We start from the raw sequence: 26,862 nt of genomic DNA on the forward strand, positions 1-26,862 counted from the left end.
TTCTGGCGGATCGTTCTCTGAATGTGGCCGTCGCACCGGTTTGGTGCGCCACGGCAAAAGGGACGGGGGAGTGTAGCGGAATCGGCGGCTCGCTTAAACCGGACAGGTAGAGCAGGTGTTCTGCCAGGCCGGTCGGGTGGACCGTGAACGCGCCCGCCGGCGTCCATCGGTGCAGAAATTGCATTCAGGCCCATGCGTGTTTATTGTCCTGCGAGTTCGGCCGAGACTTGGGAGTCCCCCATGGTGCCGCTGCAACAGCAGGTCCTGCGTACGGACGCTTCGGGAATGCCGCTGGAATGGATCGATTACCAGCAGGCGGTCCGCCTGTATCATGGCGGCCAGGTGGCCTATGCCTGCGGAAGCCTGCTGTATCGCGTGCGCGGTGGCATCAGCGCGCGGACCGGGTTTCGCTCGGTCGTCGAGGTCAACTCGATCGTCGCCACCCATGGAACCAACCGTGCGATCCACCAGGGCTACGTGCCGCCCCTGAACAACGGCACGCTGTTCCGCCGCGATGCCCACATGTGCTTGTATTGCGGCAGTCATTTCGCCGCGCGCGACCTGTCCAGGGATCACGTGACACCCCTGAGCCAGCAAGGCGACGATAGCTGGACCAACGTGGTGACCGCATGCAAGCGCTGCAACAACCACAAGGCCGGCCGGACGCCGGAACAGGCAGGGATGCAGTTGCTGGCGATCCCGTTCCGGCCCACGCACGCGGAGTACGTGTATCTGAAGGGGCGCCGGGTGCTGGCCGACCAGATGGATTTCCTGCAGGCGCACTTTCCGCGCAGCAGCCCGTTGCGCGACCGCCTGCGGCATTCCCGGGGAGCCGCCGATTAAGCCGCGTCGCGACGAGCCGAGCCTTCGGTCGCGAGCATGGGGGTGCCGGCCTGGCTGCAGTCCCGGGGCGCGCCGTTGCCAGCCCCCGGTCTCTCCACCCTTGAGGGAAACCCGTGAAATACCTTGGTGAAGCCGACTACACGCATGGCAGCCCATCCCGAGTCGGGGTCTTGGTCACGAACCTGGGCACCCCCGATGCGCCCACGCCGAAGGCGCTGCGCCGATACCTGAGACAGTTTCTCTGGGATCCCCGCGTGGTCGAGGTGCCGAGGCCTCTTTGGTGGCTGATCCTGAACGGCGTGATCCTGAACATCAGGCCCCGGCGCAGCGCCCGGAAATACGCTTCCGTCTGGACCCACGAGGGTTCTCCGCTACTGGTGATCGCGCAGCGCCAGGGGGAGGGGATTCGCCGGCGTCTCGCGCAGCTGGCAGCGGAACCGATTCCCGTTGCGGTGGGCATGCGCTACGGCAACCCGTCGATCCCGGACGCGCTGAACGAACTGCGCCAGCAAGGCGTGCGCAAATTGCTGGTGCTGCCGCTGTATCCTCAGTATTCCGCGAGCACCACCGCCTCGACGCTGGATGCGGTGTCGGAGGAACTGCGGCGCTGGCGCTGGACGCCGGATCTCCACTTCCTCGCCGGCTACGAGCGCGACCAGGGGTATATCAATGCCCTCGCGGCCAGCGTGCAGGAACACTGGGACCAGCACGGCCGTGCGGAACGGCTGATCATGTCGTTTCACGGAGTGCCTCGGCGCTACCTGCTGGCCGGCGACCCCTACCATTGCTTCTGTCATGCCACCGGCAATGCGCTGGCGCGGGCCCTCGGGCTGGACGACGGGCGCTGGCAGGTCACCTTCCAGTCGCGATTCGGCCGCGCGGAGTGGTTGCGCCCCTACACCGACGAGACCCTGGCGGCGCTGCCGGCGCAAGGGGTGAAAAGCGTCGACGTGATCTGCCCCGGGTTCTCCGCCGACTGCCTGGAAACCCTGGAGGAGATCGGCGACGAAAACCGGGAGATCTTCCTGGACGCCGGCGGCGAGCATTTCGCCTACATCCCGGCCCTCAACGACCGGCCGGACCACCTGGACTTCCTGTCCGACCTGATCCTGCGCAACCTCCGGCCCTGGCTCGATACGCTCGACAACGACCGCGAGCGGCTCGCCGACTCCCGCCAGCGCGCGCTGGAACTCGGCGCGCCCCGATAGATTGGTTGCCGTGCCCATGGCAGACCCCGAAATCGGGGCAGTGATCATTGGCGACGAACTGCTGAGCGGCAAGCGCCGGGACCGCCACCAGGCCGCGTTGATCGCGGCGCTCGCCGAACGGGGTCTGGAACTCGCCTGGGTGCGCATCGTCGGCGACGATGCCGGGCTGCTGACCGCTACCTTCCGCGAGACGACCCGCCGCGATGCCTGGGTGTTCAGCTTCGGCGGGATCGGCGCCACCCCCGACGACCGCACCCGGGCCTGTCTGGCCCGGGCACTGGGACGCCCGCTGGTGCGCCACCCGGAGTTCGTCGCGCTGCTCGAGGCGCGGTTCGGCACCGAGGCCTATCCGAACCGGGTGCTGATGGCCGATCTGCCGCAGGGGTCCGGGTTGATCCCGAATCCCGTGAACGGTGTCCCGGGTTTTCACTGCGAGCGCCATTTCTGCGTGCCCGGTTTCCCGGTGATGGCCGAGCCGATGGCGCGCTGGGTGATCGCCGACTATCTGGCCCGGCTGGCGCCGGCGCAGGCGCCGGTGGAGCGGTCGCTGCGGGTGCACGGGATCCCCGAAAGCCGGCTGGTGCCGCTGCTGAACGACTTCGAGGCGCGGTATCCCGAACTGCGCATCTCCAGCCTGCCGGGCAGCGTCGGTGACGTGCCCCGCGTGGAACTCGGGCTACGCGGTGCCCCGGCGCCGGTCGCGGCGGCCTTCGAGGAGCTCCGGCAAGCGCTCGTGGCCGGGGGCCTGGTCGCCGGCGAGCACGAGATCGAATGGCTGTCCGGCGGCACCACGCCCTCGGTATAGTACGGGCTGCGGGTTCCGCGGCAGTCGCGGGCCACCTTTCTTCCCCTGGAGCGCTACGCGTGGAAACGACGGGCTGTCGTTCGGACGCCGAACCCGGCGATGCCCTGGCATCGCGCGGCTGGGTGGTGTTGCCCCGATTCCTCGAACCGGGCCTGATCGGGTCGCTGCGCGACGAGGTCCATCGCGCCGGGCTTGCCGGAATGCGCCGCGCCGGGATCGGCCGTGGCCGGCAGCGCCGCGTGCTGGATGCGGTCCGGGGCGACTGGATCCGCTGGCTGGACGGTTCCACAGCCGCGCAGCGCGAATTCCTCGAACGCCTCGAGGAGCTTCGAATTCGCATCAATCGGGCGCTGATGCTGGGGCTGTTCGAAGTGGAGGCCCATTTCGCATTGTATCCGCCGGGCACTGGGTACGAGTGCCACTTGGATGCGTTCCAACAGGACAATCCGCGTCGGCTGTCGGCGGTGCTCTATCTCAACCGGCATTGGCGAAGGTCACAGGGAGGCGCTCTGGCGATCCATGATGCCCGGGGCCAGATCGTCGAGCATATCCTTCCCGAGGCCGGAACGATGGTGCTGTTCCTGAGCCAGACCGTTCCTCATGCAGTGTTGCCGACGCGGCGCTGGCGCGCCAGCATCGCCGCGTGGTTTCGCGTCCGGCCACTCGGTGCTCCGCCTGCCGGGGCAACGGTCGAACCGCCATCCGCGGTTGATGCATAATGCAGACCTAGCGTTCTGGCTGTCGCATCTCAATTACGCTCAGCGGGTATTTCCTTGATCCCGGTTCAATGCTGCTGCCCATGTCACCTCTGGAGAATCAATTTATGAAAAATGGCATCAGAACCCCAGCCGTGCTCGCGACATCGCTGATGATTCCCGCACTGCTCATTGGATGCGGAAGCAGCAGCAAGGATGATGAAACCATTGATCTTGGCCTGGATGGCAGCTGGGGGGGGCTGGTGGTCGACCTCGATGTCGGCTTTCGTACGACCGTCGCGACCATCGAGGGGAACCGTGTCAAGCGCGTGACCTCCGAAGGCCATGTTTTGGATGAAAACGCGCTGATCACCATGCGTCCGTTCAACCTCTTTGCAGTCGAGCCCGCACCTGAACCTGAACCCGAAGAAGATGAGAACGGCGCTGAAGGCTCTCCCGGCGATGCCGATGATGCCTCCGGTGATTTCGAAGGGCAGCTGCTTGCGGATCCGGACAAGGAGTACCTGCTCTTCATCGACAACGCCTGGGACCTGGGTCTGCTGCAGAAAGATGCCGACAGTGCCGGTCACGCCTCACTGCTTGACCTGAACGGCGAGTGGAGTGGTTCCGTGGTCGGGCAGTTGTTCGGTAGCGACGCGGATTTGTATCACTATCCCAGTCAGGGCACCTGTGCGCTCGGCGTCTGCGTGTTCACCGCGACTGGACCGGCACTCGATATCGACGATCGCTTCGTTCCGTTCCTCGACGCAATGGATAACGTGGTGACCGATATCACCGGGGTGCAGGCCACGATGACCGTGGTCCGGCGCGATCGGCTGGTGTTCGATTTCACGTTCGAGAATTCCCTGGGGCACTCCGGCTCCGGCGCATTCGTGATGAGCCCGGATCTCGACATGGTCGGAGGCTACGCCTGCCCGCCGCTTGCCACTGAGGTGGAGGTTTGCGAGTTCGCGCTCCTGCAAAGGCAGTGACGCCGGGCTGCGTCTGAACCACCCGAGATCCGCACGGAACTCGCCCGACCGGCCTCGGCCCGGGCTGGCGGACCTGAATGAAGAAACCGCCGCGATGGTCGAGCCGACCCGCAAGCGCTCCCAGTGGCTGCACTGGACGGTCGGCGTGGTGCTGGCGCTGGCCGTCGTGGTGGCGGTCCATTGGCTGGTGGGCTGGGCCGAGATCTGGGCTGCCTGGCGCGGCGTGCCGCCGCAGCTGCTGGCGCTCGGGGGCGGGCTTGCGCTGCTGAGTTACATCCTGCGCGCGGTCCGCCTGGCCACCGTGGCCGGCGGGCTCGAGGCCCGGGCCACGCCGCTGTCCTGGTTTCGGATCACCGCATTGCACCTGGCGGCGATCAACCTGGTGCCGGCACGTGCCGGCGAAGCAGCTCTCCCGCTGCTGATGCGCCGCCACTGCGATGTTCCGCTCGGGCGTGGCGTGGCCCTGCTGGTCGCGATCCGTCTGCACGACCTCGTCGCGATGGCGACGCTGGGACTCGCGGCCCTGACCTGGTTGCTGTACGGCCCCGCGCTGGCGGCGCTGGTGCTCGCGGCACTCGCTGCGGCCGGGTGGGCGGGGCTTGCTGTCGCGCCCCGGGTGCTGTTGCCGTGGGCGGCTCGCGGCGCCGCCTGGCTGAGGGCGGTGAGCTGGCCCCTGCGGCTGCTGCCGTCCCGGCTGGGGCGGGTGTACCTGCTGACGCTGGCGGCCTGGAGCGCCAAATGGCTTTCGCTGGCAGTCATTGCCGGCGCCGTCGCCGGCCTCGAACCGCTGCAGGCGCTGGTGGCGATCGGAGCCGCCGAGGTTGCGGCCCTGTCGCCGATTCAGGGGGTGGCCGGTGCCGGCACCTTCGAGGCGGCGGTGGCCGCGGCACTTGCGTTTACCGGGCTGGATGCCGCAGCGGCACTGCACGCGGCCGTGGTGCTGCATCTGTTTCTGCTGGGCGTGTCGGTGCTGCTCGGCACGGTGGCCGCTCTGCTGCCGCATCGCGGGGTCCGATCGTCGCCCGGCGAATCCTCCATGTAGCGGTCGGGTGCGTATAATCGGCGGCTCCTCCACGCCGAACCCCTGCGCATGTCCGAACCCGCTCCACTGTCAGCGCCTTTCCTATCCGTAATCGTGCCGTTCTTCAACGAGGCGGAGAATGCCGAGAAACTGGTGGACGAGGTGACCACGGTGCTCGGCGACTACCGCGGTATGTGGGAGTTGCTGTGCGTCGACGACGGCAGCGACGACGGTACCGCAGAGCGGCTGGAACGCAAGGCGGCGACAGCGCCGGAGCGCATCCGGGTGTTGCGGCTGCGGCGCAACTTCGGTCAGACGGCCGCGTTGCAGGCCGGGATCGACGCCAGCCGGGGCGAATTGATCGCGACCCTGGACGGCGACCTGCAGAACGATCCGGCCGATCTGCCGCGCATGGTGGATGAACTGCTGGAACGCGATCTCGATCTGCTGACGGGCTGGCGCCGCAACCGTCAGGACGGGTACCTGCTCAGGCTGCTGCCCTCGAAGATTGCCAACGCGCTGATCCGCCGCGTGACCGGCGTGCGCATCCGCGATTACGGCTGCGGCACCAAGGTCTTTCGCGGTGAAGTGCTGCGGCGGATCCGCCTGTTCGGCGAGATGCACCGCTTCATTCCGGTCTGGATCGCGGGCGTGACCGCGCCGGCCCGAATCGGCGAAACCCCGGTCAATCACCGCCCGCGCACCGGCGGGCGTTCCAAGTACGGGCTCTCGCGCGCATTCCGTGTGTTGCCCGACCTGCTGGCCGTCTTCTTTTTCCTGCGCTACCGCGCGCGTCCCGGTCATTTCTTCGGGTCGATCGGCATTGCCTTCGGGTTGATCGGTACCGCGATCATGGCCTGGCTGCTGATCGCGAAGCTGGGGTTCGGGCAGGACATCGGCGATCGGCCGCTATTGCTGTTCGGAGTGCTGGCGCTGGTGTTCTCCATCCAGTTTCTGACCACCGGGGTGCTTGCCGAACTGCTGGCGCGGACGTATTTCGATTCGCCCCGTGCGCCGTCCTACCTGTTGGCTCCGGGAAGCGAGACTCCGGAGCGACCGGGCAAGCGGCCTTCCGGCACTGGCGCCCCATCGGACACGCGTGATGCCTGATCGCCAGGGGCTGCCGGTCCTGCCGGTTGGGGCAGGTTGGTGGCTTGCGGTGGGCGGTGCGATCCTGCTCGCGTTCTTCTTCCGCCTCGGGGCCTGGCCACTGTTCGATCTCGACGAGGGTGCCTTTGCGCAGGCCACCCAGGAGATGATCGCGAGCGGCAATTACCTGGCGACCTGGCTCGACGGGCAGCCTCGCTACGACAAGCCGATTTTCAGCTACTGGATGCAGGCGCTTTCGGTGCATCTGTTCGGCCCGCAGGAGTTCGCGTTCCGGCTGCCCTCCGCGATCGCCGCGTCGATCTGGGTCGTGGCGGTCTTCGCGTTCGCTCGCGGCCGGATCGGCACGTCGGGAGCCGCTGCCGCGGCGCTGCTGATCGCGCTGGCGACCGGTTCGATGGTGATCGGGCGTGCGGCAACCGCCGATGCCTGGCTGAACCTCTGGCTGGCGCTGACCTTCCTGGAAATCGCCCGCTGGCAGGAGGCGCCGCGCCGTTCGGTGCTGTTGCGCGCCTACCTCTGGATGGCGCTGGGCTTTCTCACCAAGGGCCCGGTCGCGGTCGTGGTTCCGCTGCTCGCGAGCCTGGCATTCTTCGCCTCCGAGGGCCGGTGGCGGGAGTGGCTGCGCGCCGCGTTCGAGCTGCGCGGGTGGGCGGTGTTCCTGGCGGTCGCGCTGCCCTGGTATCTGCTGATCCTGGCGCAGGAAGGCCCCGATTTCTTTTACGGGTTCTTCGTCGAACACAATCTGCAGCGCTTCCTCGAGACCCGCGAGGGTCATGGTGGGAGCCTGTTCTACTATCTGCTGGTATTGCCGTTCGTTCTGTCGCCGTTCGCCGGCTGGATGATCGCGACGCTGGGCCGCTGGCGCCAGCGGCCCCGGGGGCTGGAGCGTCTTGCCTGGATCTGGTTTGGCGTCGTGTTCGTGCTGTTCTCGCTGTCCAGCACCCAGCTGCCGCATTACATTCTTTATGGGATCACCCCGCTGCTGCTGGTGCTGGCGATGCACCGTGATCGGCTGCGCAGCCCGTGGCTGGCGTTCCTGCCGGCGTTCCTGATGTTCGCGCTGATGTTGGCGCTGCCCTGGGTGCTGGCGCTCGCCGCCGGGCATGTGGATCGGGCTTACGAGCTCGAACTTGCCGAGCGCGCGCTGACCATTCTGGATAGCCGCTACCTGCTGTCGATCCTTGCGTTCACGCTGGCAGCGTTTGCGGTCATCTGGGTCCGGCAGCTGCGAATATGGCAACGCCTGATCGCGATCGCGGTGCTGCAGGCGCTTGCGCTGACCACGACCCTTATTCCCGCGCTGGCTGCGATCCAGCAGGTTCCGGTGCGGGATGCGGCGGAGATCGCGCGCAACCTGGAGCCCAATGTGGTGGCCTACAGCATCAATATGCCGAGCTTCAGCGTGTACCGCGGCATGGCGACCGAGCGCCGGATGCCGGTGCCCGGTGAAGTCGTGGTGACTCGGTCGCATGTGGTGGCCGACATCGCCGCGGCGTATCCGGATTGTGAACTCGACATCCTGTATCACCAGGGCGGGATCGTGCTGCTGCAGGTGCTACGGGAGGGAGAGTACTGCGATGGCGAATGAGGCTCGCGGGCTCGAGCGGATGCGGTGGGAACTCGACCGGCTGTGGTCCGAGCCCGGTGGCATGCGCTCGGCGTCCGGAGACCGCTGGCTGCTTGGGGGCGGGGCGGTGGGGATCGCGCTTGCGGCGCTGATCTGGCATCTGGGCGGCCCGTTCGTCGGTTTTCAGCCGGTCAACGCGGCGCTAGAGTCCGCGCCCGACGCTTTCTGGGGGCTGCTCAGCAGCGCCGGAGACGGGCTGGTGCTGGGTGTGCTGGTGCTGTTCGTCGCCCGGCGCTATCCCCGGATCCTCTGGATATTCTTCCTGGGTGTGATCGTGGCCGGCATCCTCACCCATGTACCCAAGGAGCTCCTCGACCTGCCGCGCCCGGCCGCGCTGTTCGAACCCGGCAGCTTCCACCTGATCGGACCCGCATTGCATTCCAAGGGGCCGCCGTCCGGGCACTCGCTGGCGGTGTTTCTGGTCGCTGGAATCGCCGTGTATTTCGTGCGATCCGGGTTTCTGCGCTTGGTCCTGCTCGCGGGCGCGGCGCTGGTGGCGCTCAGCCGGGTTGCGGTCGGGGCGCACTGGCCGCTGGATGTGGTGCTGGGGAGCGGCCTCGGCCTGGTGGGGGCATGGCTGTCGATCCGGATCGCCGAGTGGTTGCCCTGGGGGCGCAACCCCTGGGTTTATCTGGCCACGCTGGCTTTTTTCGTGGGCGCAGCCGGGGTGCTGCTTCTTTCCTTCGATCCGGGGTATCCGCTGGGCCGGGAGCTGAGCGTGTTCGTGGCCGCCAGTACCCTGATCGTCGTTTTCCGGCATCACCTGGTCGATCCCGCGCCGGCGGCAGCCGACTTGCCCAGGGGCCGGAACGTCCCGCCAGCCTAGGGAAACGCGAATGGCGCCTGGAGCGGGTGCCTACCCGCTTCGGTGGGCAAAGGGGCGGGTTGGAGGCAGCGGTGGGCGACGGCGATCGCTCAGGCGTTGTAGCGCACCTCCCCGTGGTTCGAGAGATCGTAGCCGCCGAGTGCGGCGGCCTGGCGCTGGAAGCGCTCGGTGCGCGCGAACCGGAACAGCGCCTGCAGGCTGGGCTGAAAGTACGCGCGCCGGCGCATGCCCAGATCGAAGCGTTCCTGGCACAGCGGGATGAAATCGAGCCCGTGACGGCGCGCCGCGGCCTCGACTCCGACACCGCAGTCCGCGTTGCCGCCCCGCACCTCCAGCGCCAGGTCGTCATGCGTGAGTGCGCGGTGAGCCAGCACGCGCAGATCGGTGACCTCGAGGCCCGCTTGCCGCAGCAAATCCCGCAGCAGCACATCGGCGCCGGTACCCTCCGGTCGGCGCACCACCCGGACCTCCGCGCGCGCCAGCGACGGGATGTCCGTGATTCCGAGCGGATTGCCGGAGGCGACGATCAGGCCCTGGTTACGCCGTGCCCACTCGATCGTGACCAGGTCACGCAGTCCGCCGAGGCCGCAGCGCGCCGGGTCGTTCCAGCTGCCGTCCTCGTGCACCAGATGGAAACCGATCGCCTGGGCTTCGTTCGCGATCAGCCGATGGATGCCGTCGCCGCTGCCGTTCAGCAGCAGGGCCAGACCCGATCCGGACTCCCGTACCGCCCACTCGAGCAACGGGTCGTGACTGCCAGCGAGCACCGCGGGGGTATCGGCGCCCAGCGGCGCGTCGCTCTCGAGATGGTTCATCAGCCAGAGGTCGATGGCCTTGCGCGGGAACAGCAGCTTCCCGGTGATGCGGACACAGGGAATCACGCCCTCGCGAACCAGATCGTAGACCTTGCGCTCGCCGAGCCGCAGATACGCGGCCACCTCGGCGGTCGTCATCATCTCCGGACATGACTGCATATTCATGATTGAAATGGTTCCAGATTCCCGGCCACCAAAGTGGCCGCAACAGAAGCGGTAGAATGCAGCTTATCACACCGTCGGCAAGAGCCGTTGAACAGTTCCGATCCCTTCAGCCTCGCCCTGTCCCTGATCGTGAACCGGGATCCGGGACTGTACTCCATCATCCAGCTTTCGCTGCAGGTGAGCCTGACGGCGGTAGTGCTGGCCAGCCTGCTGGCGTTGCCGCTCGGCGCGCTGATCGCGCTGTTCCGCTTCCCCGGGCGCGGGCTCGTGATCACCGCGCTGAACGCGTTGATGGGGCTGCCCCCGGTCGTCGCCGGCCTGATCGTCTATCTGAGCCTCTCGCGCGCCGGCCCCCTGGGCCAGTTCGGCCTGCTGTTCACACCCACCGCGATGGTGATCGCGCAGACGCTGCTGGTGCTGCCGATCGTCGCGGCGCTGACCCGACAGGCCATCGAGGACCTCTGGGACGAGTACCGGGAACAGCTTCGTTCGCTGGGCTCCGGACGGCTGCGCGCCGTGCCGACGCTGTTGTGGGATGCCCGGATCACGCTGACCACCGTGGTGCTGGCGGGGTTCGGCCGGGCCAGCGCCGAGGTGGGCGCGGTGCTGATCGTGGGCGGCAACATCGAGGGCGTGACACGGGTGATGACCACCGCGATCGCATTGGAGACCAGCAGGGGAGACCTGCCGCTCGCCCTCGCGCTGGGCCTGGTCCTGCTGGCCCTGGTCGCATTGATCAACGGCACCGCCTACCTGCTGAGCGGAATCGGCAGGAAACACATGCAATGACTTCGGGCAATGACTTTGGGGAGCACAACATGATGCCGATGACCGCGAACGTGGCCGAACGCGCGCTGGTGGAGCTCAGCGAGGTCTCGTTCGTTCGTTCCGGAAACGCGTTGCTGGATCGCGCCAATCTCGCGCTGAGACCCGGCGGGCGGACGATCATCGTCGGTCCGAACGGCTCCGGGAAGAGCCTGCTGATGCGCATCGCGCACGGTCTGGTGAAGCCCTCGCACGGCCGTGTGGACGTCGGCCGGCCGGATGGATGCCGGCTGCGACAGGCGATGGTGTTCCAGCGCCCGGTACTGCTGCGGCGCTCGGCGCTCGCGAACGTGATCCACGCACTCGCGCTGGCCAAAGTCCGGCGGCGCGAGCGGCGGGACCAGGCGGAGCGGGCGCTGGCCGCGTTCGGGCTTTCCGGGGTGGCGCACCGGCCGGCCCGGATTCTCTCCGGCGGGGAACAGCAGCGGCTGGCGCTGGCCCGGGCCTGGGCCCTGAATCCCGAGGTGCTGTTTCTCGACGAACCCAGCTCGGCGCTGGATCCGGCGGCGACCAAGGCGGTGGAAGACGCGGTCAACGCGTTTCATGCACAGGGGACCAAGATCGTGATGATCACCCACGACCTTGGGCAGGCCCGCCGTCTGGCCGACGACGTCGTGTTCATGTGCTGCGGGAGAATTGTCGAACACGCGCCGGCATCCCGGTTCTTCTCGTCGCCGGCGACGACCGCCGCCGCCCGCTTCGTTCGCGGCGAACTGATCCTCGAAACCGACGTATCCGCTCCCCACACGCCCCTGGGAGGTTCCTTCTGATGGGGCACTGGGCATCGCGGCTCGCGGCCCTGCCGCTGCTGTTCGCCGCCGCAGTGCTTCCGAGCGGGCCGGTGGGAGCGGATACGCCCTTCATCACGCTGGCCTCGACCACCTCCTCCGAGCAGTCGGGTCTGTTTCGCGTGCTGATACCGGCGTTCACCGAACGCACGGGTGTTCAGGTGCGCGTCGTCGCGGTCGGTACCGGGCAGGCCTTCACCATCGGCCGTCGGGGCGATGCCGATGCGCTGCTGGTCCATCACCGGGAAGGTGAAGACGCTTTCGTCGCGGAAGGCTTCGGAATCGAACGGCGCGACGTGATGTACAACGACTTCGTCCTGATCGGGCCGCGCGCGGATCCTGCCGATGTGGCCGGCGCGGCGAACGTCGCCGAGGCGCTGCAGCGGATCCACGACACGCAGACCCCGTTCACCTCGCGCGGCGACGACAGCGGCACCCACCGCAGGGAACGCGGCCTGTGGGAAAATGCGGGTCTGCAACCGCAGGGCCGCTGGTATCGGGAACTGGGGAGCGGCATGGGGGCGGCGCTGAACACCGCAGCGGCGATGAACGCCTACGTACTGGCGGACCGGGGAACGTGGCTGAGTTTCCGGAACCGTCAGGAGCTCGACATCCTGTTCGAGGGCGATCCGCTGCTGTTCAATCCCTATGGGAGCATCCCGCTCGATCCCGAGCGTTTTCCCTGGGTCAAGGCGGATCTCGCCTGGCAGTGGCACGAGTGGATCACCTCGCCCGAAGGGCAGGAGCGCATCAGCCGCCATACCATCGGCGGTGAGCCACTGTTCTTTCCTTCGCTGGAACGCTGACGCTCGAAATTAACCTGAAAGAACCCGGCGCGTCCCGGGTGACCCGTAGGGCGGAAGAGCGCAGCGTCATCCGCCGCTCGGCGTTCGCGCTTCCCCGGCGTCTGCGGCAACCCCGGCGCCGGATGGCGGATGACGGCCTTCGGCCTCTTCCGCCCTAGGCCTCTTTCATCATCGGGGGTGGCCACATAGGCCATGGAAGTTAACTTGAAAGAACCCGGCGCGTCCCGGGTGACCCGTAGGGCGGAAAAGCGCAGCGTCATCCGCCGCTCGGCGTTCGCGCTTCCCCGGCGTTTGCGGCAACCCCGGCGCTGGATGGCGGATGACGGCCTTCGGCCTCTTCCGCCCTACACTTCGTTCATGGTCGGGGGTGGCCCCGGGGGGCATGAAAGTCGGCGGCGCTTCGACGCCGACCGGGTTGCGGCATGCTACTTGCAGCGTGTGGTTAGGCAGAAGGGAAAAGACTCACGGCAGGGCGGGCTGCAGCGCGAATGCAAAGGACAGGAATGGCAACCCAGAGGCATGGAGTACCGGATCGGCTGATCGACCGCTTCGGACGGCAGGTCACCTACGTCCGCCTGTCCGTGACGGACCGCTGCGACTTTCGCTGCGTGTACTGCATGGGCGAGCGCATGACCTTCATCCCGCGTGCGCAGCTGCTGACGCTGGAGGAAATGGCCACGGTGGGGCAGGCATTTGTTGCGCTGGGGGTACGGAAACTGCGCATCACCGGCGGCGAGCCGCTGGTGCGCAGGAACGTGATCTCGCTCATCCGGCAACTGGGCCGGTTGCCCGGGCTCGAGGAGCTCACGCTGACCACCAACGGTTCGCAGCTCGAGCGGCTCGCCCGCCCGCTGTGCGATGCCGGGGTGAAGCGCATCAACATCAGCCTCGACTCGCTGGACCCGCAGCATTTTCGGCGCATCACGCGCATCGGCGACCTGAGCAAGGTGCTCCGGGGGATCGACGCGGCGCTTGCCGCGGGCTTCGAACGCATCAAGCTGAATACCGTCGCGATCCGTGACCGCGGCGACGACGAGGTGCTGGCCCTGCTGGACTTCGTGCTCGCACGCGACATGGACATCACCTTCATCGAACAGATGCCCGCCGGGGTCGACGACGAAGCACTGGCGCCGGCCTTTGTCTCCAGTGCCGAGGTTCTCGACCTGATCCGCAGCCGCCACGACGTCGTCGCGACCGACGAGACGACCGGCGGGCCGGCCCGCTATTACCGGATTCCGGGAAAGGCAACGCGTATCGGCTTCATCTCGCCCCGTAGCCACAGCTTCTGCGAACGCTGCAATCGGGTGCGGGTGACCACCGAGGGCAAGCTGCTGCTCTGCCTGGGTCAGGAACAGTCGGTGGACCTCAAGCAGGTGCTGCGCGCCCATCCCGGCGACCTGATCCGCCTGAAACGGACCATCGCCGCAGCGATGGAACTCAAGCCGAGAGGGCATGACTTCAACCTCCCGCAGGACCGCGGCGTGGCGGTTCGCCCGATGAGCGCGACCGGCGGCTGAACGCGGGACCCTCTGCGCGTCACGCGGGCGACGCCGCGGTACGCCCCCACTGCTGGAGTTTGCGGTCCAGCGTCTTGCGCGAGATCTCGAGTTTTCGGGCCGCTTCGGACTTGTTGCCGCCGCAGCCGTCGAGCACCGCCTGGATATGCCTTTTTTCGATCGCGGCCAGCGTGATCGGGGCGCCGGGAACGGCTTCCGGGACTGCCGCGCCCGATCCTTCGGGCCGGGTTTCCTGTGCGAGTTCGCGCAGGCAGGCGGCGGGTGATATCCCCAGCAGCACCGCGCGCTCGATCACATTGCGCAGTTCGCGAACGTTCCCGGGCCAATCGTGTGTATTCAGGGCTTCGATGTCCTCTTCGGTGATCGGAACGGGCGGCATCGACAACTCGTCGGCGAGCGTTCTGACGAAGTGCTCGGCGAGCACCGGAACGTCCTCGCGCCGCTCCCTCAGCGCCGGCATCCGGATGGTCAGGACGTTGATCCGGTAGTAGAGATCCTCGCGGAAGTCGCCGGCCCGAACCGCTTCCGCAAGATCGCGGTTGGTGGCCGCGATCACCCGCACGTCCACCGGAACCTCCCGGTTGCCTCCCACCGGGCGAATCTTCTGGTCGTCGAGAACCCGCAGCAGCTTGCTCTGCATCGCCATCGGCATCTCGGCGATCTCGTCGAGGAACAGGGTTCCCCCGTCGGCATAGGTGAACAAGCCGTTGCGCGCCTGGTGCGCACCGGTGAACGCGCCTTTTGCGTGGCCGAAAAGCTCGCTTTCCAGGAGTTCCGGCGAAATCGCGCCGCAGTTGATCGGCACGAAACTGCCGGTACGCTGGCTGAACGCATGCAGTGAGCGGGCCGCCACCTCCTTGCCGGTTCCCGACTCCCCGAGCACCAGCACCGTCGCCCGGGTCGACGCCACGCGCTTGATGACCGCGCAGACCGACTTGACCATTTCGCAGTGCGCAACCACCAGTTCTTGCGGCCGTTGCTGGAGTACCGGCCGGGTGGCTTCGTTCGCCGCGTTGCCGTGCCGGCGCCGGGCGAACGAACGATCCACGGCGGATTCGATCCGGGCGAGGTGCAGCGGGCGAACCAGATAGTCCGACGCGCCTGCACGCACAGCGGCGATTGCGCTGTCCATGTCGGCCTGGTCGTCGAGCAGAATCACCTGCGCATCGACGCCTTGATCGCGCAGCGACTCGATCCAGTTCAGCCCCGAGCCATCGGGTAGCTGGGTGGCCGTGATCAGAAGGTCGAACGCGCAGCGCTGTCGCAGCTTTTCGGCCTGGGCGATGCTGTGCGCAACCTCGACCAGCGCGAAGCGGCGGCTCAACGCCCGCGCGATCCGCTGGGCCAGCACCGCCTCGGCGCTCGCCACCAGAATGGAACCGAGCGCTGGGGCACTGGATGCGCTGCCCGCCGGTTCCACTCGCCCGCGCTTGAGATTCGCATTCATCGTTCATGCCCTTGCGTGTGTGTCATCGCCAGCCCCGCGCTGCGGGCGTCCAGCCTGGGTCTTTGGCTCGGTCGTGATTGTATCATTTTGACCGACCGGGGTGACCGCGTCGTGACGAAATGTCCCACTCGATCAGGCCTAGGGGCCGATTCCCCAACGTCTGTTCGCACAATATCGTGATGTAACCGGCGATCCCGAGCGCGGCGCCTGCCGGGCGTGCGGCTCTACTGGGTGGCGGAGGACGCTCCGCTATTCCACCCTACGGGACTGTGTGGCCGCCCCCGATGATAAAAGAGGCGTAGGGCGGAAGAGGCCGAAGGCCGTCATCCGCCATCCAGCGCCCGGGGTGCCGCGGGCACCTGGGCACTGCGAACGCCGTGTGGCGGATGACGCTGCGCTATTCCGCCCTACGGGACACCCGGTACGCGACCCGGGCTCTTTCGCGTTAAGCTGTGCCGGGCCAGGGTGCCGGGAGAGGCCAGGGCCTGGGGCTGGCGGTGGTTCACCGATAGACGCGGGAGTGAACGATGACCGCAACGCGCGGCGGCAAGGCCCCTGGGGGCGTGGCCGGCCTGATCCTCGCGGGTGGGCAAGCCCGCCGGATGGGCGGGCTGGACAAGGGTTTGGTGCCGCTTGCCGGACGACCGATGGTCGAACACGTGCTGGACCGGATCCGGCCCCAGGTCGACGAAGTGCTGATCAGCGCGAACCGGAATCAGGATGTGTACGCAGGCTACGGACATCGCGTGATCGCCGATGTGGTTGGCGATTATTCCGGGCCTCTGGCGGGCATGCTGTCGGCGCTTCTGGTGGTGAAGCACGCCTGGTTGGCCGTGGTGCCCTGCGACAGTCCGCTGTTGCCGAACGACCTGGTCGAACGGCTGCTGGCCTCGGTGGTCGCGGAGTCGGCGGAACTCGCGGTGGCCCATGACGGAGAACGCCTGCAGCCGGTGGTCGCGCTGCTCCACCGGTCGTTGTCGGTGCCGCTGCGTGCCTTTCTGGAAGGCGGTGGACGCAAGATCGATCGCTGGTATCGGCAGCACCGGATGGTCACCACCGATCTCTCCGATCATCCGGAGGCGTTCGCCAACGTCAACACCCCGGAGGATCTTGCTGTGCTGGAGCGGCAGGTTCCCGGTCCGCGCCCCCCGGCCGACTGAACGATGTCGGACCGGTCGGAATCCCCCATCTTTCGCGAAACCGGCATTCGCCGCCAAACCATTGGGTTCAGCCGATGACCAGTGAGTCCAGTAGCCCGTCCCAAGGCGCCGGCACCCGGCAGGAAGGCCTGCTGCATGCGAATGAGGCGCTGCGGCGGATCCTCGACCGCTGCTCGGTGATCCGGGAGACCGAGCGGCTGCCGCTGGACTGTGCGCTCGGACACGTTCTTGCCGATGACGTCATCGCTCCACGGGACGTGCCGCCACGAGACAATTCGGCGATGGACGGGTACGCGCTCCGTGCCGCGGATCTCCCGCCGTCCGGATCGGGCGTGCTCCGCCTGACCGGCCGCGTGCTGGCGGGGGACCCTGCAGGGTCGGTCGTCGCACCCGGCGAATGCGTCCGTATCATGACCGGAGCGCCGATCCCGGACGGCGCCGATACGGTCGTGATGCGCGAGCAGGCCGACGAGGCGGACGATTTCGTTCGCATCGGGCCGGGCCACCGGCCCGGTGCGAACATCCGGCGCCGCGGCGAGGATCTTCGGGTCGGCGAGGGGGTATTGGCACGCGGTCGCCGGTTGCGCCCCGCCGACCTCGGTCTGATCGCCTCGCTGGGCCTGCCCGCTGTTCGGGCCTTCCGCCGGCCGCGGGTGGCGCTTTTCTCCACGGGTGACGAACTCTGCGCGCTGGGGGATTCCCCACGCAGCGGCCAGATCTTCGACAGCAACCGCTACAGTCTGCGGGGGCTGCTCGAAGGCCTTGGCACCGAGATCCAGGATCTCGGAATCCTGCCGGACGATCCCGAGCAACTCCGCTCGACGCTGCGCGAATCGGCCCGGTCGGCCGACGTCGTGCTCAGCAGCGGCGGCGTGTCGGTAGGAGACGCCGACCATGTGACGCAGGTGCTTGCGGAACTGGGCCAGGTCGCGTTCTGGAAGATCGCGATCAAGCCGGGGCGCCCGCTCGCCTTCGGCACGCTGGGGGACAGAACCCTGTTCTTTGGCCTGCCCGGCAACCCGGTCGCGGCGATGGTCACGTTCATCCGCTTCGTGCGCCCGGCGCTGCACCGAATCGCGGGGCAGGGCCCCGAAGAGCCGCTGACGTTCGAGGTTCCCTGTCTGGATGCATTGCACAAAGCACCGGGCCGATCCGAGTTCCAGCGAGGCATCCTGCAGCGCGACGGATCAGGGCGGCTTTGCGTCGGCGTTACCGGCGGCCAGGGATCCGGGATGCTGCACTCGATGAGCCAGGCGAACTGCCTGATCGTGCTCGAGCACGACCGCGGCCCGGTGGCGGCCGGCGAGACCGTGACCGTGCAGCCGCTGCCGGGAGCGTGGTGAGGCTCCCGGACCCGGCAGGGCCACCGATCACTCCAGCGAAATCTCGCCCTCGACCTGGTACGGCGCGTCCAGCGGCCCGAATTCCAGCGTGATCTTGACCGGCAGGGTCTCGTTGCCCTGCAGTGCGCCGGACTCCAGACCCTTGCGCACCGCGGTTTCGATCTCGCGCTGACAGTTGATGCCAACGCGCTTCAGGAAGGCGCGCAGGCTCAGGTTCAGGGTTTCCTCGTTCATCGGATCCTCCTCACGTAACGGTTCTCGTGCGCCCGTGCCGGGCCATTCCAGCATAGATCAGCGGCCGGCACGGAAAACGGCTGCCGGACCGCCATGGCTCGGCAACCGCCCTCCGGTCCACTGCCGCTGCGACGTCGCTTACGATGCCGCGGGCCGTGGCTCCTGCTCGACTTTCGTCTCGGCCTTAGCAGGCGCCGGCTGGGGCTTCACACCCTTTTCTTCCAACTCTTTCAGCCACAGGTCGTGATGCTGGCGGGCCCAGTTCACGTCGACGCGTCCGCCGACCATTCCCGCCATCGAGCCCTTCATCGCGACGGTGGCCAGATAGATATGCCCGAAAATGAAGGTGATCACCACGATCGACGCCGCGGCGTGGATCAGCAGCGAGACCTGCATCGTCTCGCGCGACTGGCCGAGCTGCGGGAACAGCAGGATCACACCGGTGATCACGATCGCGAGCCCCGCGACGGCCAGCGTCCAGAACAGCAGCTTTTCACCGGCATTCACGAACCCTGCATGCGGGTGCTTGCCCTTCAGCAGGCCGCCACCCGACAGGAACCAGCTCAGGTCGTGGCCTTTCGGCACATTCACGCGGATCCACTTCAGCACCATCAGCACCAGGCCCACGCCGAAGAACAGGCCGAGATAGTTATGCACGTAGATCGCCGCCTGCGCATAGCTCGCGAAGGCCTCCTGGCCTATCACCGGCATCAGCACCGCGCGCCCGTACAACAGGCTCAATCCGGTGATTGCGAGCAGAATGAACAGGATCGCGGTGAACCAGTGCAGCACGCGGTCGAACAGCGTCCAGCGTTCGACTGTCATGCCGCTCTCGCCGCCGTCGATCTGCACCCGCCCGCGCACCAGGAACAAGGCCGCGAGGGCCACCAGCGCCAGAATCATCAGCCACGCGCCATAGGTGGCCAGCGGTCCGTTGCGCAACTGGCGCCAGTTCTGGCCGCTGTCGGTGATCAGCACGTTGGCTTGCGGTGCGATGACTGCGGTCACGCCCGCAGTCCCCTGCCGGGCGTCGCGCCAGGTTTCGGACAGCGGATTGACCGCCCCTGGTTGCGCCTTGGCCGCGGTCTCGCCGACCAGCAGATAGCCAGTCAGCGGCAGCGCGACGATCAGAAAGACCATCCCCAGGAAAGCCAGCAGGGCGAGACTGCCCAACCGTCGGCGACTCGTACCATCCCGGGTCGGAGTAGTGGAAGTTTTCATTTCTTGACCCCCTCCGGGTTCAACGGTCGGTTTGCACCATCAGAAGCCGCTCGCGCAGGCGCTCCTGATAGGCCGGGTCGGCGGACATCTCCACCAGCGGGTCTGTCTTGCCCTTGTAGACCCCGGCATCGTGGAGCGTCACGTCCCGGCTTTCGTAGCAGCCGGCGAGTAACGGCAGCACGGCCGCGAGGGACACGGCTGCGATCAGAAATCGGGTCTTCACGTCTCTTCTCCTTGCAATTCGGTCACCCATGGGATCGGGTCGTGGACCGCGGCCCGGCCCGGACCGTCCGGGCAGGGCCGCTGCGGCGACTCAAACATCCGCGCCGTAGGCCTTCTCCCAGCCCCAGGTCTCTGGCCGGCTCGCCCGGCGCAGCACCCGCTTGCGGTAGATATCCGCGACGATGTCGCCATCGCCGGCGAGCAGGGCCTTGGTCGCGCACATCTCGGCGCAGGCGGGCAGCTTGCCCTCTGCCAGGCGGTTGGCACCGTATTTCTCGAACTCGGCCTTGGAGCCGGGCTCCTCGGGGCCACCGGCACAGAAGGTGCATTTGTCCATCTTGCCGCGGACCGCGAAGGCCCGCTGCTGCGGCGCCGGGAACTGCGGGGCGGCAAACGGGCAGGCGTAGAAGCAATACCCGCAGCCGATGCAGAGGTCCTTGTCGTGCAGCACCACGCCGTCCGCCGTGGTGTAGAAGCAGTCGACCGGGCAGACCGCCGCGCAGGGGGCGTCGGTGCAGTGCATGCACGCCACCGAGATCGACTTCTCGCCCGGAACGCCGTCGTTCAGCGTCACCACGCGGCGCCGGTTCACGCCCCAGGGCACCTCGTTCACGTTCTTGCACGCGGTCACGCACCCGTTGCATTCGATGCAGCGTTCGGCATCACATAGGAACTTCATTTTGGCCATGATGGGCTCTCCTCAGAACTGTTTGCCTGTCCACTGCGGATGCGTCACGCGGGCCGGATCCGGCACAGCGAACACTTGGTCTCCTGCATCGCGGTCACCGAGTCATACCCGTAGGTGAACGTGGTGTTGGCCGCTTCGCCCAGGACAAAGGGATCGCTGCCTTCCGGATAGTTCTCGCGCAGGTCCCTGCCCTCGAAGTGGCCACCGAAATGGTAGGGGGTGAACACCACTCCCGGTGCGACGCGCCGGGTGACCATGGCCTTGATGAGAATGCGACCGCCCTCGGGGCCTTCGAGCCAGATGTCCTGCCCATCGCGCACCCCGGCGTTGTTCGCATCGACCGGGTTGATCTCGGCGAACATCTCTTGCTGGAGTTCGGCGAGCCACGGGTTGGAACGCGTTTCGTCACCGCCGCCCTCGTACTCGACCAGACGGCCACTGGTATGGATCAGCGGGTAGTCGCCGCTGAAGTCGGTGGCCTGGATCGAGCTGTAGCGGGTCGGCAACCGGTAGAAGCCGCGCCGGTCGTCGTAGGTCGGGTATTTCGTGACCAGGTCGTAGCGGCTGGTGTAGATCGGTTCACGGTGAATCGGCACCGGGTCCGGGAAGTTCCAGGCCACGCAACGCGCCTTCGCATTGCCGAACGGTGCGCAACCGTGCTTGATCGCGACGCGAATGATTCCGCCCGAACGGTCGAAGTTCCAGGCCTTGCCGTCGGCCAGTTCCTTCTCTTCGTCGGTCAGTTCATCCCACCAGCCGAGCTGCTTCAGCAGGTCCGCGGTGAAACGCGGGTGACCATCCTGGATTTCGGCACCCACCGGGTACGAGCCTTCGGCCAGCAGGTTGTCGCCGTCGCGCTCGGTACCGAAGTTCTCGCGGAAATTCAGTCCGCCGTCGGCGACGGGCAGGCTGGTGTCGTAGAGGTTCGCGGTACCGGGGTGCTTCATCTCCGGCGTGCCCCAGCAGGGCCACGGCAGCCCGTAGTATTCGTTGTGCACCGGACCACCTTCGGCACGCAGCGTCGTCGTGTTGAAGGTGTGCCAGTTGTAGGTGTGCGTTTTCACGCGTTCCGGGCTGAGGCCGCTGTAGCCGATCGACCACATGCCACGCGCGTACTCGCGCATGATGTCCTCGATCAGCGGCTCTTCGCCGTTCACCTCGATGTTCTTGGTCAGGTCGTCGGCGATCCCGAGCTTCTTCGCGAGCTTGTAGATGATCACGTGATCGGGGCGCGAGTCGAACAGCGGCTCGATCACCTTGTCGCGCCACTGCACCGAACGGTTCGACGCAGTCAGCGAGCCGTAGGTCTCGAACTGCGTGGTGGCCGGCAGCAGGTAGGTGTTCTCCTTGCGGTCGTGCATGACGGCCGAAACAGTCGGGAACGGATCGACGACCACCAGCAGATCCAGCTTCTCGAACGCCTTCTTCATCTCCGGCCCGCGCACCTGCGAGTTCGGTGCATGCCCCCAGAAAACCATCGCGCGCAGGTTGTCGGGCTGCACGATCTGATCCCGATCCTCGAGCACCCCGTCGATCCAGCGCGAAACCGGAATGCCGGCGGTGAACATCGGCTTGGTCGCCGGACCGCCGCGTTCGGGGTAGGTGTCCTGCGCGAAACGCGCGGCCAGCTCGTCGAAGTCGAGGTCCCAGACCGCCGCCCAGTGCCGCCATGCGGCCTCGGAGAGCCCGTAGTAGCCGGGAAGGTTATCGGAGAGCACGCCGAAATCGGTCGCGCCCTGCACGTTGTCGTGGCCGCGGAAGATGTTGGTGCCGCCGCCTTCCTTGCCCATGTTGCCCAGCGCCAGCTGCACGATGCTGTACAGGCGCGTGAAGTTGTTGCCGATCGTGTGCTGCGTACCGCCCATGCACCACACGAAAGTGCCGGGACGGTTGTCGGCCATCAGCTTCGCGGCCTGGTACATCGCTTCGCGGTCCACGCCCGAGACCCGCTCGACTTCCTCGGGGGTCCAGCGCGCCATTTCTTCCTTGATCTGGTCCATTCCCCAGACGCGCTGGCGCAGGAATTCCTTGTCTTCCCAACCGTTCTCGAAAATGTGCCAGAGCATTCCGTACATCACCGCGATGTCGGAACCCGGGCGGATGCGCATGAACTGGTCCGCGTGCGCCGCGGTACGCGAGAAGCGCGGGTCGATCACCAGCATCTTCGCGCCGTTTTCCTTCGCGCGCAGCACGAACTGCATCGACACCGGGTGCGCCTCGGCCGGGTTGCCGCCGATGATCAGAATCGACTTGCTCTTCAGGATGTCGTTATAGGAGTTGGTCATCGCGCCGTAGCCCCAGGTGTTGGCTACGCCAGCGACGGTCGTCGAGTGGCAGATCCGCGCCTGGTGATCGACGTTGTTGCTGCCCCAGAGGGCCGCCATCTTGCGGAACAGGTACGCCTGCTCGTTGTTGAACTTGGCCGAGCCCAGCCATTGCACCGAATCCGGGCCCGATTTCTCGCGGATTTCCAGCATCTTGTCGCCGATTTCGTCGATGGCCTGATCCCAGGAGATGCGTTTCCACTGGCCATCGACCATCTTCATCGGGTACTTGAGCCGCCGCTCGCCGCGTCCGTGGTCGCGTACCGCCGCGCCCTTGGCGCAGTGTCCACCCAGATTGAATGGGTGATCGAAAGCGGGCTCCTGCCCGACCCAGACGCCGTCCTGAACCTTGGCGTAGATGCCGCAACCGACCGAACAGTGCCCGCAGATCGTGCGCACGGTCTGCACCTCGCCGTTGGCGCTATCCGGGCGGGCCGCCTCGGCCTGGCGGACCAATCCCGGCGTGACCTGGCTGGCCAGCGCGAAACCGCCCGCGGTCAGGCCTGCCTTGCGCAGGAACGCGCGGCGGTCCAGTGAAACCCCTTTGCCGTCGGCGCTGCGAGTCGCCGCGGACCGATCGGCGGCAGAGACGGGGTCGGACTTTCTGATCAGTTTCATGTCTGGTTGCTCCTGACCCTCACGCGGGGTCTGTGCATTCTTCCTGGTGGGCGTACCGGTCCCGCGCTACTCGGAAGCGATCCGGTAGTAGTCGCGGACGTGCGCGGTTTCGCGGTACCCCGTGCGGCTGGGTTCGGTCCCGCTCGCGCCGGTGTCCGGCGCCGCGGCCACGATTCCAGGCAACGCGGCCGCCGCCGCGGCACTCGTTCCGGCCAGCCCGGCCTTCTTCAGAAACCGCCGGCGCTCGTCGGAATGTGCCGGCAGCGCACGCTGTTGTGACTTGTCGCTCATGTCCTGTGACTCCTTGACTGGTTGAAACCTTGTTCGAAACGTCGTCCGTGCCCGCGGCCGGCCGGATCGGTTAGCCTCCGGTGACCGTGCTCACCGCTCGTCGAACCTCTGATACGCCTTCTCCAACTCCATGAAGACCGTGCCGAGATGCCCCACGGCCTTGTAGAAACACGCCGCATCGCTGTTCTCGAGATCGCGGAAAAACGCTGGCATCCAGTTCCCCACATGCCGTTGGAAGAAGCCGCGCTGCGCCGTTTCGGGCACTTCCCGCGACGACGCGAGCAGCGCCATGGCCTCGCAGAGAAACGCCGCATGGTCCTCGGGATCCGGATTGCTGGGCTCGCGCTCCAGACCGAATTCCGCCAAGTCCTGGCGCAGTTCGCTCAGCGGCCGTTCCATCAACGCCCCGGTCTGGTACCACGATCCGTAGGGCACGAGTTCCCCGCGTCCGATACCGATGAACAGCCTGTGATACTCGTCGTCCACGTGTTCCGCCCGCGCCTTCTGCGCGGCGAGCTTCAGCAGGGAAAACGCCGTTGTCGCGGCACCATCCGCGCCGCGGTCCACCTCGAGTTGCGCCAGTTCGTCCAGCTGCGCCTGATCGGCGGGCGCTGCCAGCAACCTGGCCAGCAACGCGTAGGTGCCCACTCGGGCCTGATCTTCTTCGGGTAACCATGGTGCCTGCATCGTCTCTCCTGTTACGCAGTAGCCAAGCAATCGGCGGGCCGTCCCCTCGGTGAAAATTCGGACAAAAAGGAAGGAAAATGCATAGTCACCTCGGTGCGCGGCAGGTCGGTTCCGGGTAACGCGACATTGTGTCCACGGCGATGGAACCCAGGGTCAAACCGTCCCACCCGGACCACCCTGGCCCGCCTGGAACATGTCGATCACGCGGCAGTCCTCGCACATCATCAGGCGGCGCCGCGCGGCTTCGTCCTGAAACATCGGGTGACCATCCAGCCGGTGGAGAATCTGGTCGATCATCGAGCGGGTCGCGAACGGCTTGCCGCAGGCGACGCATGCGAAGGGTTCTTCCTCGTGCAGCACCCGCGAGCGATCGCGCTGCAGTCGATCGGTGAGCAGCCGCGGCGAGAGCGAGATCGCCTGCTCGGGACAAGACCGTTCGCAGATTCCGCACTGCACGCAGCGGGCCTCGGTGAAGTCGAGGCGTGGGGTATCGCCCGGCGTGGACACGGCCTGTGCCGGGCAGACGGCGGCACAGGCCATGCACAGCGTGCAGGCGTTCAGGTCGACCCGGATGGCGCCGAACGGCGCGCCGGTCTGCAGCGCGATTTCGGACTGCGGTGCAGGGGCCTCGGCGTGCAGATGATCCAGGGCGGCATACAGCGTGCTGCGCTTGCCGCCTGAACCGTTCACCCGCGCGGGCTCGATCACCGGCATCGGTTCGGTGCCGCGCGTCCAGCCGGCGCCGGCCTGCGCCAGGCGCAGCGCCTGCCGGGGGTAGCCCAGCGCCTGCAGGATGGCGCGGGCATGACCCAGCTGTTCCTGCAGGTTGCGGCGCACCTTCGCGGGCAATGCCGGCGTGTCCAGCAGCAGGACTTCGCGCGCCCCGGCGGCGAGACTGCTCAGCAGCACGTCCAGCCCGACGCTGCCCAGTTCGTCCACCTCGATCGCGAGCACCTCGCCGGGAAGCGGCTCCATCCGTTCGAGCGGCTCGGCACCCGACTCGTCGTCGAAGAACAACAGCACGGGATCCTCGCCGCCGTGCTCGCGATACTGCCCCAGCAGGGTCTGCACGCGCAGGATCAGGTCGGCGGGGCGCGGATAGGCGTAGGTGATGGCCCCGGTCGGACAGACGGTGGCGCAGATGCCGCCCCCCTGGCACAGCTCGGGCTGCACCTCGATCGTCTCTCCCAGCGACCGGATCGCGACGGCCGGGCAGGCGTCGATGCAGCGCGTGCAACCCTGGATCCCGCTGCGCGAGTGGGCGCAGATGCCGGGATCGTATTCGAAGAACTTCGGTTTCTCGAACTCGCCCCGCAGCTCCCGCAGCGACTCGAGCGCCTGGTCGAATGCCTCGGGATCGCCAAAGGCCGGAGCAAAGTAGCCCAGCGGCGGCCACTCGGCGGTGATCAGCGGTGCCAGCCCCAGATCCAGCACCAGGTCGAACGCATCCTGCCCGCTGTGCATCAATGTGGCGACATTCGCGGTTCGACCGCCGACCTGCACGGTTACCCTGAACGAGCCGAGATGTCCCTCGATCAGCGGTTCGCGCCCGTTCGAGTAGAGGACGGAGATCCCGTCCACCTCCCGGGATTCGCCGTTGGACGTCAGCAGCACGGACGGCATCAGATCGCCCTGCAGACCGCGTGCCGCCGCAAGCGCCATGTCCTCGTCAATTCCCACCACCAGCACGCGACCGTCCGAGCGATAGCTCACCCTCGAAGTCGGTTCCACGGCCAGATTCCGGATCGCGTCGAAGGCCCGGTCACGGGCGGTGGCATTGCGTTCCTGCGGCGTGTTCATCGGTTGCCGTTCCTGTGGTTGGTCGTGGGTTGGTTGGTCGTGGGTTGGCGGTGATCGCGCGGCGCACCCGCCTGCGCGTTCGCGTGGTGGTTCTGGGCAGATTCGGGCCGCGTGGCATCCCCGTGCGACGGTTCACCGGCCGCAGGCGGGCGGCCGGGGGGCGGCGTCGCCTGTGGCTCGGATCCGCTCGGTGGCAGGTCCGCGCCGCCGGCCATTTGCCCATCGGCCGGCAACGGCCCGGCGGCGGAATCCGGTATCGGTGCGTCGGCTGCGGCTTGCCCGGTCGATTCCTCGGCCTGCCGTTCGGCCTTGCGGCGGGCTTCGACCTCGGCCTGGTGGCGTCGGTCGCAGGTCACGATATCGCCCAGTGGCTGGAAGTTCTGGTAGTCGTCCTGGTAGTCCTCGAGGCAGGTCTCGACGTTGAACTTCGGCTGCCGGAACAGCTGGCGCAGCGCTTGCTGGCGCAGCTCCGTGCTCACTCCCGGAGAAAGAAACGGGCTGTAGTCCGAATCCTGGTCCAGGGACTCGAGAGACGGCATGTCGGCATCGGTGAGTTCGGGTTCGGCAGGATCCGGGGTGACGGCCGCGTCCGTCGCGGCTGAGGCCGTCGCCTGAAAATCCGGTACGGAGTCCTCCGATGTCGCGGCTTCCGAATCCTCGATGTCGACACCGCTACGCACTTCGGCCTTGCGCCGGGACCAGCGACGCAGGAAGCCGCCGTCGTCCCCGCCGCCGTTTTCGTTCCCATTGCCGCTATATCGATTCATGTCGGCGAGAAACTCCG

At 67.1% G+C, this 26,862-nt stretch carries 26 protein-coding genes and 1 pseudogene; 16 read left to right on the forward strand and 11 right to left on the reverse strand.

The window, feature by feature from the left end:
• Positions 1 to 240 precede the first annotated feature (240 nt).
• The 9 genes from THITH_RS01935 (at position 241) to THITH_RS01975 (ending at position 9,127) form a co-directional block, all read left to right on the forward strand.
• Entirely contained in the window at positions 241 to 843 is a 603-nt protein-coding gene (locus THITH_RS01935) for an HNH endonuclease (protein WP_006746196.1), read from the forward strand.
• Positions 844 to 956: 113 nt separating this feature from the next.
• The gene (gene hemH / locus THITH_RS01940) at positions 957 to 2,051 is read left to right on the forward strand and encodes a ferrochelatase (protein WP_006746195.1); all 1,095 of its coding nucleotides are present in this window, start codon (positions 957 to 959) and stop codon (positions 2,049 to 2,051) included.
• A 16-nt stretch (positions 2,052 to 2,067) separates the two neighbouring features.
• Positions 2,068 to 2,856 carry a competence/damage-inducible protein A gene (locus tag THITH_RS01945; protein WP_006746194.1) on the forward strand — a complete coding sequence of 263 codons (789 nt, stop codon included), beginning with the start codon at positions 2,068 to 2,070 and terminating at the stop codon, positions 2,854 to 2,856.
• Positions 2,857 to 2,915: 59 nt separating this feature from the next.
• Complete coding sequence (locus tag THITH_RS01950) at positions 2,916 to 3,575, forward strand: 2OG-Fe(II) oxygenase (protein WP_006746193.1); 660 nt, start codon at positions 2,916 to 2,918, stop codon at positions 3,573 to 3,575.
• 104 nt (positions 3,576 to 3,679) lie between these two features.
• Entirely contained in the window at positions 3,680 to 4,543 is an 864-nt protein-coding gene (locus THITH_RS01955) for a hypothetical protein (protein ID WP_006746192.1), read from the forward strand.
• A 94-nt stretch (positions 4,544 to 4,637) separates the two neighbouring features.
• Positions 4,638 to 5,585 (forward strand): lysylphosphatidylglycerol synthase transmembrane domain-containing protein, encoded by a 948-nt coding sequence (locus THITH_RS01960; protein ID WP_006746191.1) that lies wholly within the window; start codon positions 4,638 to 4,640, stop codon positions 5,583 to 5,585.
• A gap of 48 nt (positions 5,586 to 5,633) precedes the next feature.
• Positions 5,634 to 6,674, forward strand: a complete 1,041-nt coding sequence (locus tag THITH_RS01965) for a glycosyltransferase family 2 protein (RefSeq protein WP_006746190.1) — start codon at positions 5,634 to 5,636, stop codon at positions 6,672 to 6,674.
• Positions 6,667 to 8,262, forward strand: a complete 1,596-nt coding sequence (locus THITH_RS01970) for an ArnT family glycosyltransferase (protein WP_006746189.1) — start codon at positions 6,667 to 6,669, stop codon at positions 8,260 to 8,262. Before THITH_RS01965 ends, THITH_RS01970 begins: the two co-directional genes overlap by 8 nt.
• Positions 8,252 to 9,127, forward strand: a complete 876-nt coding sequence (locus THITH_RS01975) for a phosphatase PAP2 family protein (protein WP_006746188.1) — start codon at positions 8,252 to 8,254, stop codon at positions 9,125 to 9,127. The genes THITH_RS01970 and THITH_RS01975 overlap by 11 nt, the downstream gene beginning before the upstream one ends.
• Before the next feature lie 89 nt (positions 9,128 to 9,216).
• Here THITH_RS01975 and THITH_RS01980 read toward each other — a convergent pair whose 3' ends face one another.
• Positions 9,217 to 10,107: a helix-turn-helix transcriptional regulator gene (locus tag THITH_RS01980; protein WP_006746187.1), complete on the reverse strand. Its 891-nt coding sequence runs from the start codon at positions 10,105 to 10,107 to the stop codon at positions 9,217 to 9,219.
• A gap of 87 nt (positions 10,108 to 10,194) precedes the next feature.
• Here THITH_RS01980 and THITH_RS01985 point away from each other — a divergent pair, with 87 nt between their 5' ends.
• From THITH_RS01985 to moaA, 5 genes and pseudogenes are all read left to right on the forward strand, one after another.
• Positions 10,195 to 10,896, forward strand: coding sequence for an ABC transporter permease (locus THITH_RS01985; protein WP_006746186.1), 702 nt, complete (start codon positions 10,195 to 10,197; stop codon positions 10,894 to 10,896).
• Positions 10,893 to 11,702: an ATP-binding cassette domain-containing protein gene (locus THITH_RS01990; RefSeq protein ID WP_006746185.1), complete on the forward strand. Its 810-nt coding sequence runs from the start codon at positions 10,893 to 10,895 to the stop codon at positions 11,700 to 11,702. The genes THITH_RS01985 and THITH_RS01990 overlap by 4 nt, the downstream gene beginning before the upstream one ends.
• Positions 11,702 to 12,526: a substrate-binding domain-containing protein gene (locus THITH_RS01995; RefSeq protein WP_006746184.1), complete on the forward strand. Its 825-nt coding sequence runs from the start codon at positions 11,702 to 11,704 to the stop codon at positions 12,524 to 12,526. The genes THITH_RS01990 and THITH_RS01995 overlap by 1 nt, the downstream gene beginning before the upstream one ends.
• A gap of 192 nt (positions 12,527 to 12,718) precedes the next feature.
• A pseudogene (locus tag THITH_RS18915) lies at positions 12,719 to 12,916 on the forward strand (hypothetical protein); the annotation flags it as partial.
• A gap of 113 nt (positions 12,917 to 13,029) precedes the next feature.
• A complete protein-coding gene (gene moaA / locus THITH_RS02000; protein ID WP_006746182.1) occupies positions 13,030 to 14,043 on the forward strand; it encodes a GTP 3',8-cyclase MoaA in 1,014 nt (337 codons plus the stop codon).
• A gap of 19 nt (positions 14,044 to 14,062) precedes the next feature.
• Here the strand turns inward: moaA and THITH_RS02005 are convergent, their stop codons facing one another.
• Positions 14,063 to 15,490, reverse strand: a complete 1,428-nt coding sequence (locus THITH_RS02005) for a sigma-54-dependent transcriptional regulator (RefSeq protein ID WP_006746181.1) — start codon at positions 15,488 to 15,490, stop codon at positions 14,063 to 14,065.
• A 527-nt stretch (positions 15,491 to 16,017) separates the two neighbouring features.
• Between THITH_RS02005 and mobA the strand changes: the two genes are divergently transcribed.
• Both mobA and moeA read left to right on the forward strand, forming a co-directional pair.
• Positions 16,018 to 16,650: a molybdenum cofactor guanylyltransferase MobA gene (gene mobA, locus THITH_RS02010; RefSeq protein ID WP_006746180.1), complete on the forward strand. Its 633-nt coding sequence runs from the start codon at positions 16,018 to 16,020 to the stop codon at positions 16,648 to 16,650.
• A gap of 74 nt (positions 16,651 to 16,724) precedes the next feature.
• Positions 16,725 to 17,993: a molybdopterin molybdotransferase MoeA gene (moeA, locus tag THITH_RS02015; protein WP_006746179.1), complete on the forward strand. Its 1,269-nt coding sequence runs from the start codon at positions 16,725 to 16,727 to the stop codon at positions 17,991 to 17,993.
• Positions 17,994 to 18,020: 27 nt separating this feature from the next.
• Here the strand turns inward: moeA and THITH_RS02020 are convergent, their stop codons facing one another.
• The 9 genes from THITH_RS02020 to THITH_RS17025 form a co-directional block, all read right to left on the reverse strand.
• Positions 18,021 to 18,227 carry a DUF6494 family protein gene (locus tag THITH_RS02020; RefSeq protein WP_006746178.1) on the reverse strand — a complete coding sequence of 69 codons (207 nt, stop codon included), beginning with the start codon at positions 18,225 to 18,227 and terminating at the stop codon, positions 18,021 to 18,023.
• Between the two features lie 138 nt (positions 18,228 to 18,365).
• Positions 18,366 to 19,400, reverse strand: a complete 1,035-nt coding sequence (locus tag THITH_RS02025) for a formate dehydrogenase subunit gamma (protein WP_051418604.1) — start codon at positions 19,398 to 19,400, stop codon at positions 18,366 to 18,368.
• Between the two features lie 67 nt (positions 19,401 to 19,467).
• Entirely contained in the window at positions 19,468 to 19,671 is a 204-nt protein-coding gene (locus THITH_RS02030) for a hypothetical protein (RefSeq protein WP_006746176.1), read from the reverse strand.
• A 90-nt stretch (positions 19,672 to 19,761) separates the two neighbouring features.
• Positions 19,762 to 20,358, reverse strand: a complete 597-nt coding sequence (gene fdh3B / locus THITH_RS02035) for a formate dehydrogenase FDH3 subunit beta (protein WP_006746175.1) — start codon at positions 20,356 to 20,358, stop codon at positions 19,762 to 19,764.
• A gap of 44 nt (positions 20,359 to 20,402) precedes the next feature.
• Positions 20,403 to 23,300: a formate dehydrogenase subunit alpha gene (locus tag THITH_RS02040; protein WP_006746174.1), complete on the reverse strand. Its 2,898-nt coding sequence runs from the start codon at positions 23,298 to 23,300 to the stop codon at positions 20,403 to 20,405.
• Between the two features lie 66 nt (positions 23,301 to 23,366).
• Entirely contained in the window at positions 23,367 to 23,591 is a 225-nt protein-coding gene (locus THITH_RS02045; protein ID WP_006746173.1) for a twin-arginine translocation signal domain-containing protein, read from the reverse strand.
• Between the two features lie 90 nt (positions 23,592 to 23,681).
• Positions 23,682 to 24,278 carry a TorD/DmsD family molecular chaperone gene (locus tag THITH_RS02050; protein ID WP_006746172.1) on the reverse strand — a complete coding sequence of 199 codons (597 nt, stop codon included), beginning with the start codon at positions 24,276 to 24,278 and terminating at the stop codon, positions 23,682 to 23,684.
• Positions 24,279 to 24,431: 153 nt separating this feature from the next.
• Positions 24,432 to 26,078 carry a 4Fe-4S binding protein gene (locus THITH_RS02055; protein ID WP_006746171.1) on the reverse strand — a complete coding sequence of 549 codons (1,647 nt, stop codon included), beginning with the start codon at positions 26,076 to 26,078 and terminating at the stop codon, positions 24,432 to 24,434.
• Complete coding sequence (locus THITH_RS17025) at positions 26,075 to 26,845, reverse strand: DUF3306 domain-containing protein (RefSeq protein WP_006746170.1); 771 nt, start codon at positions 26,843 to 26,845, stop codon at positions 26,075 to 26,077. Before THITH_RS17025 ends, THITH_RS02055 begins: the two co-directional genes overlap by 4 nt.
• Between the last annotated feature and the right edge of the window lie 17 nt (positions 26,846 to 26,862).

Source organism: Thioalkalivibrio paradoxus ARh 1 (assembly GCF_000227685.2).
GTDB lineage: Bacteria > Pseudomonadota > Gammaproteobacteria > Ectothiorhodospirales > Ectothiorhodospiraceae > Thioalkalivibrio > Thioalkalivibrio paradoxus.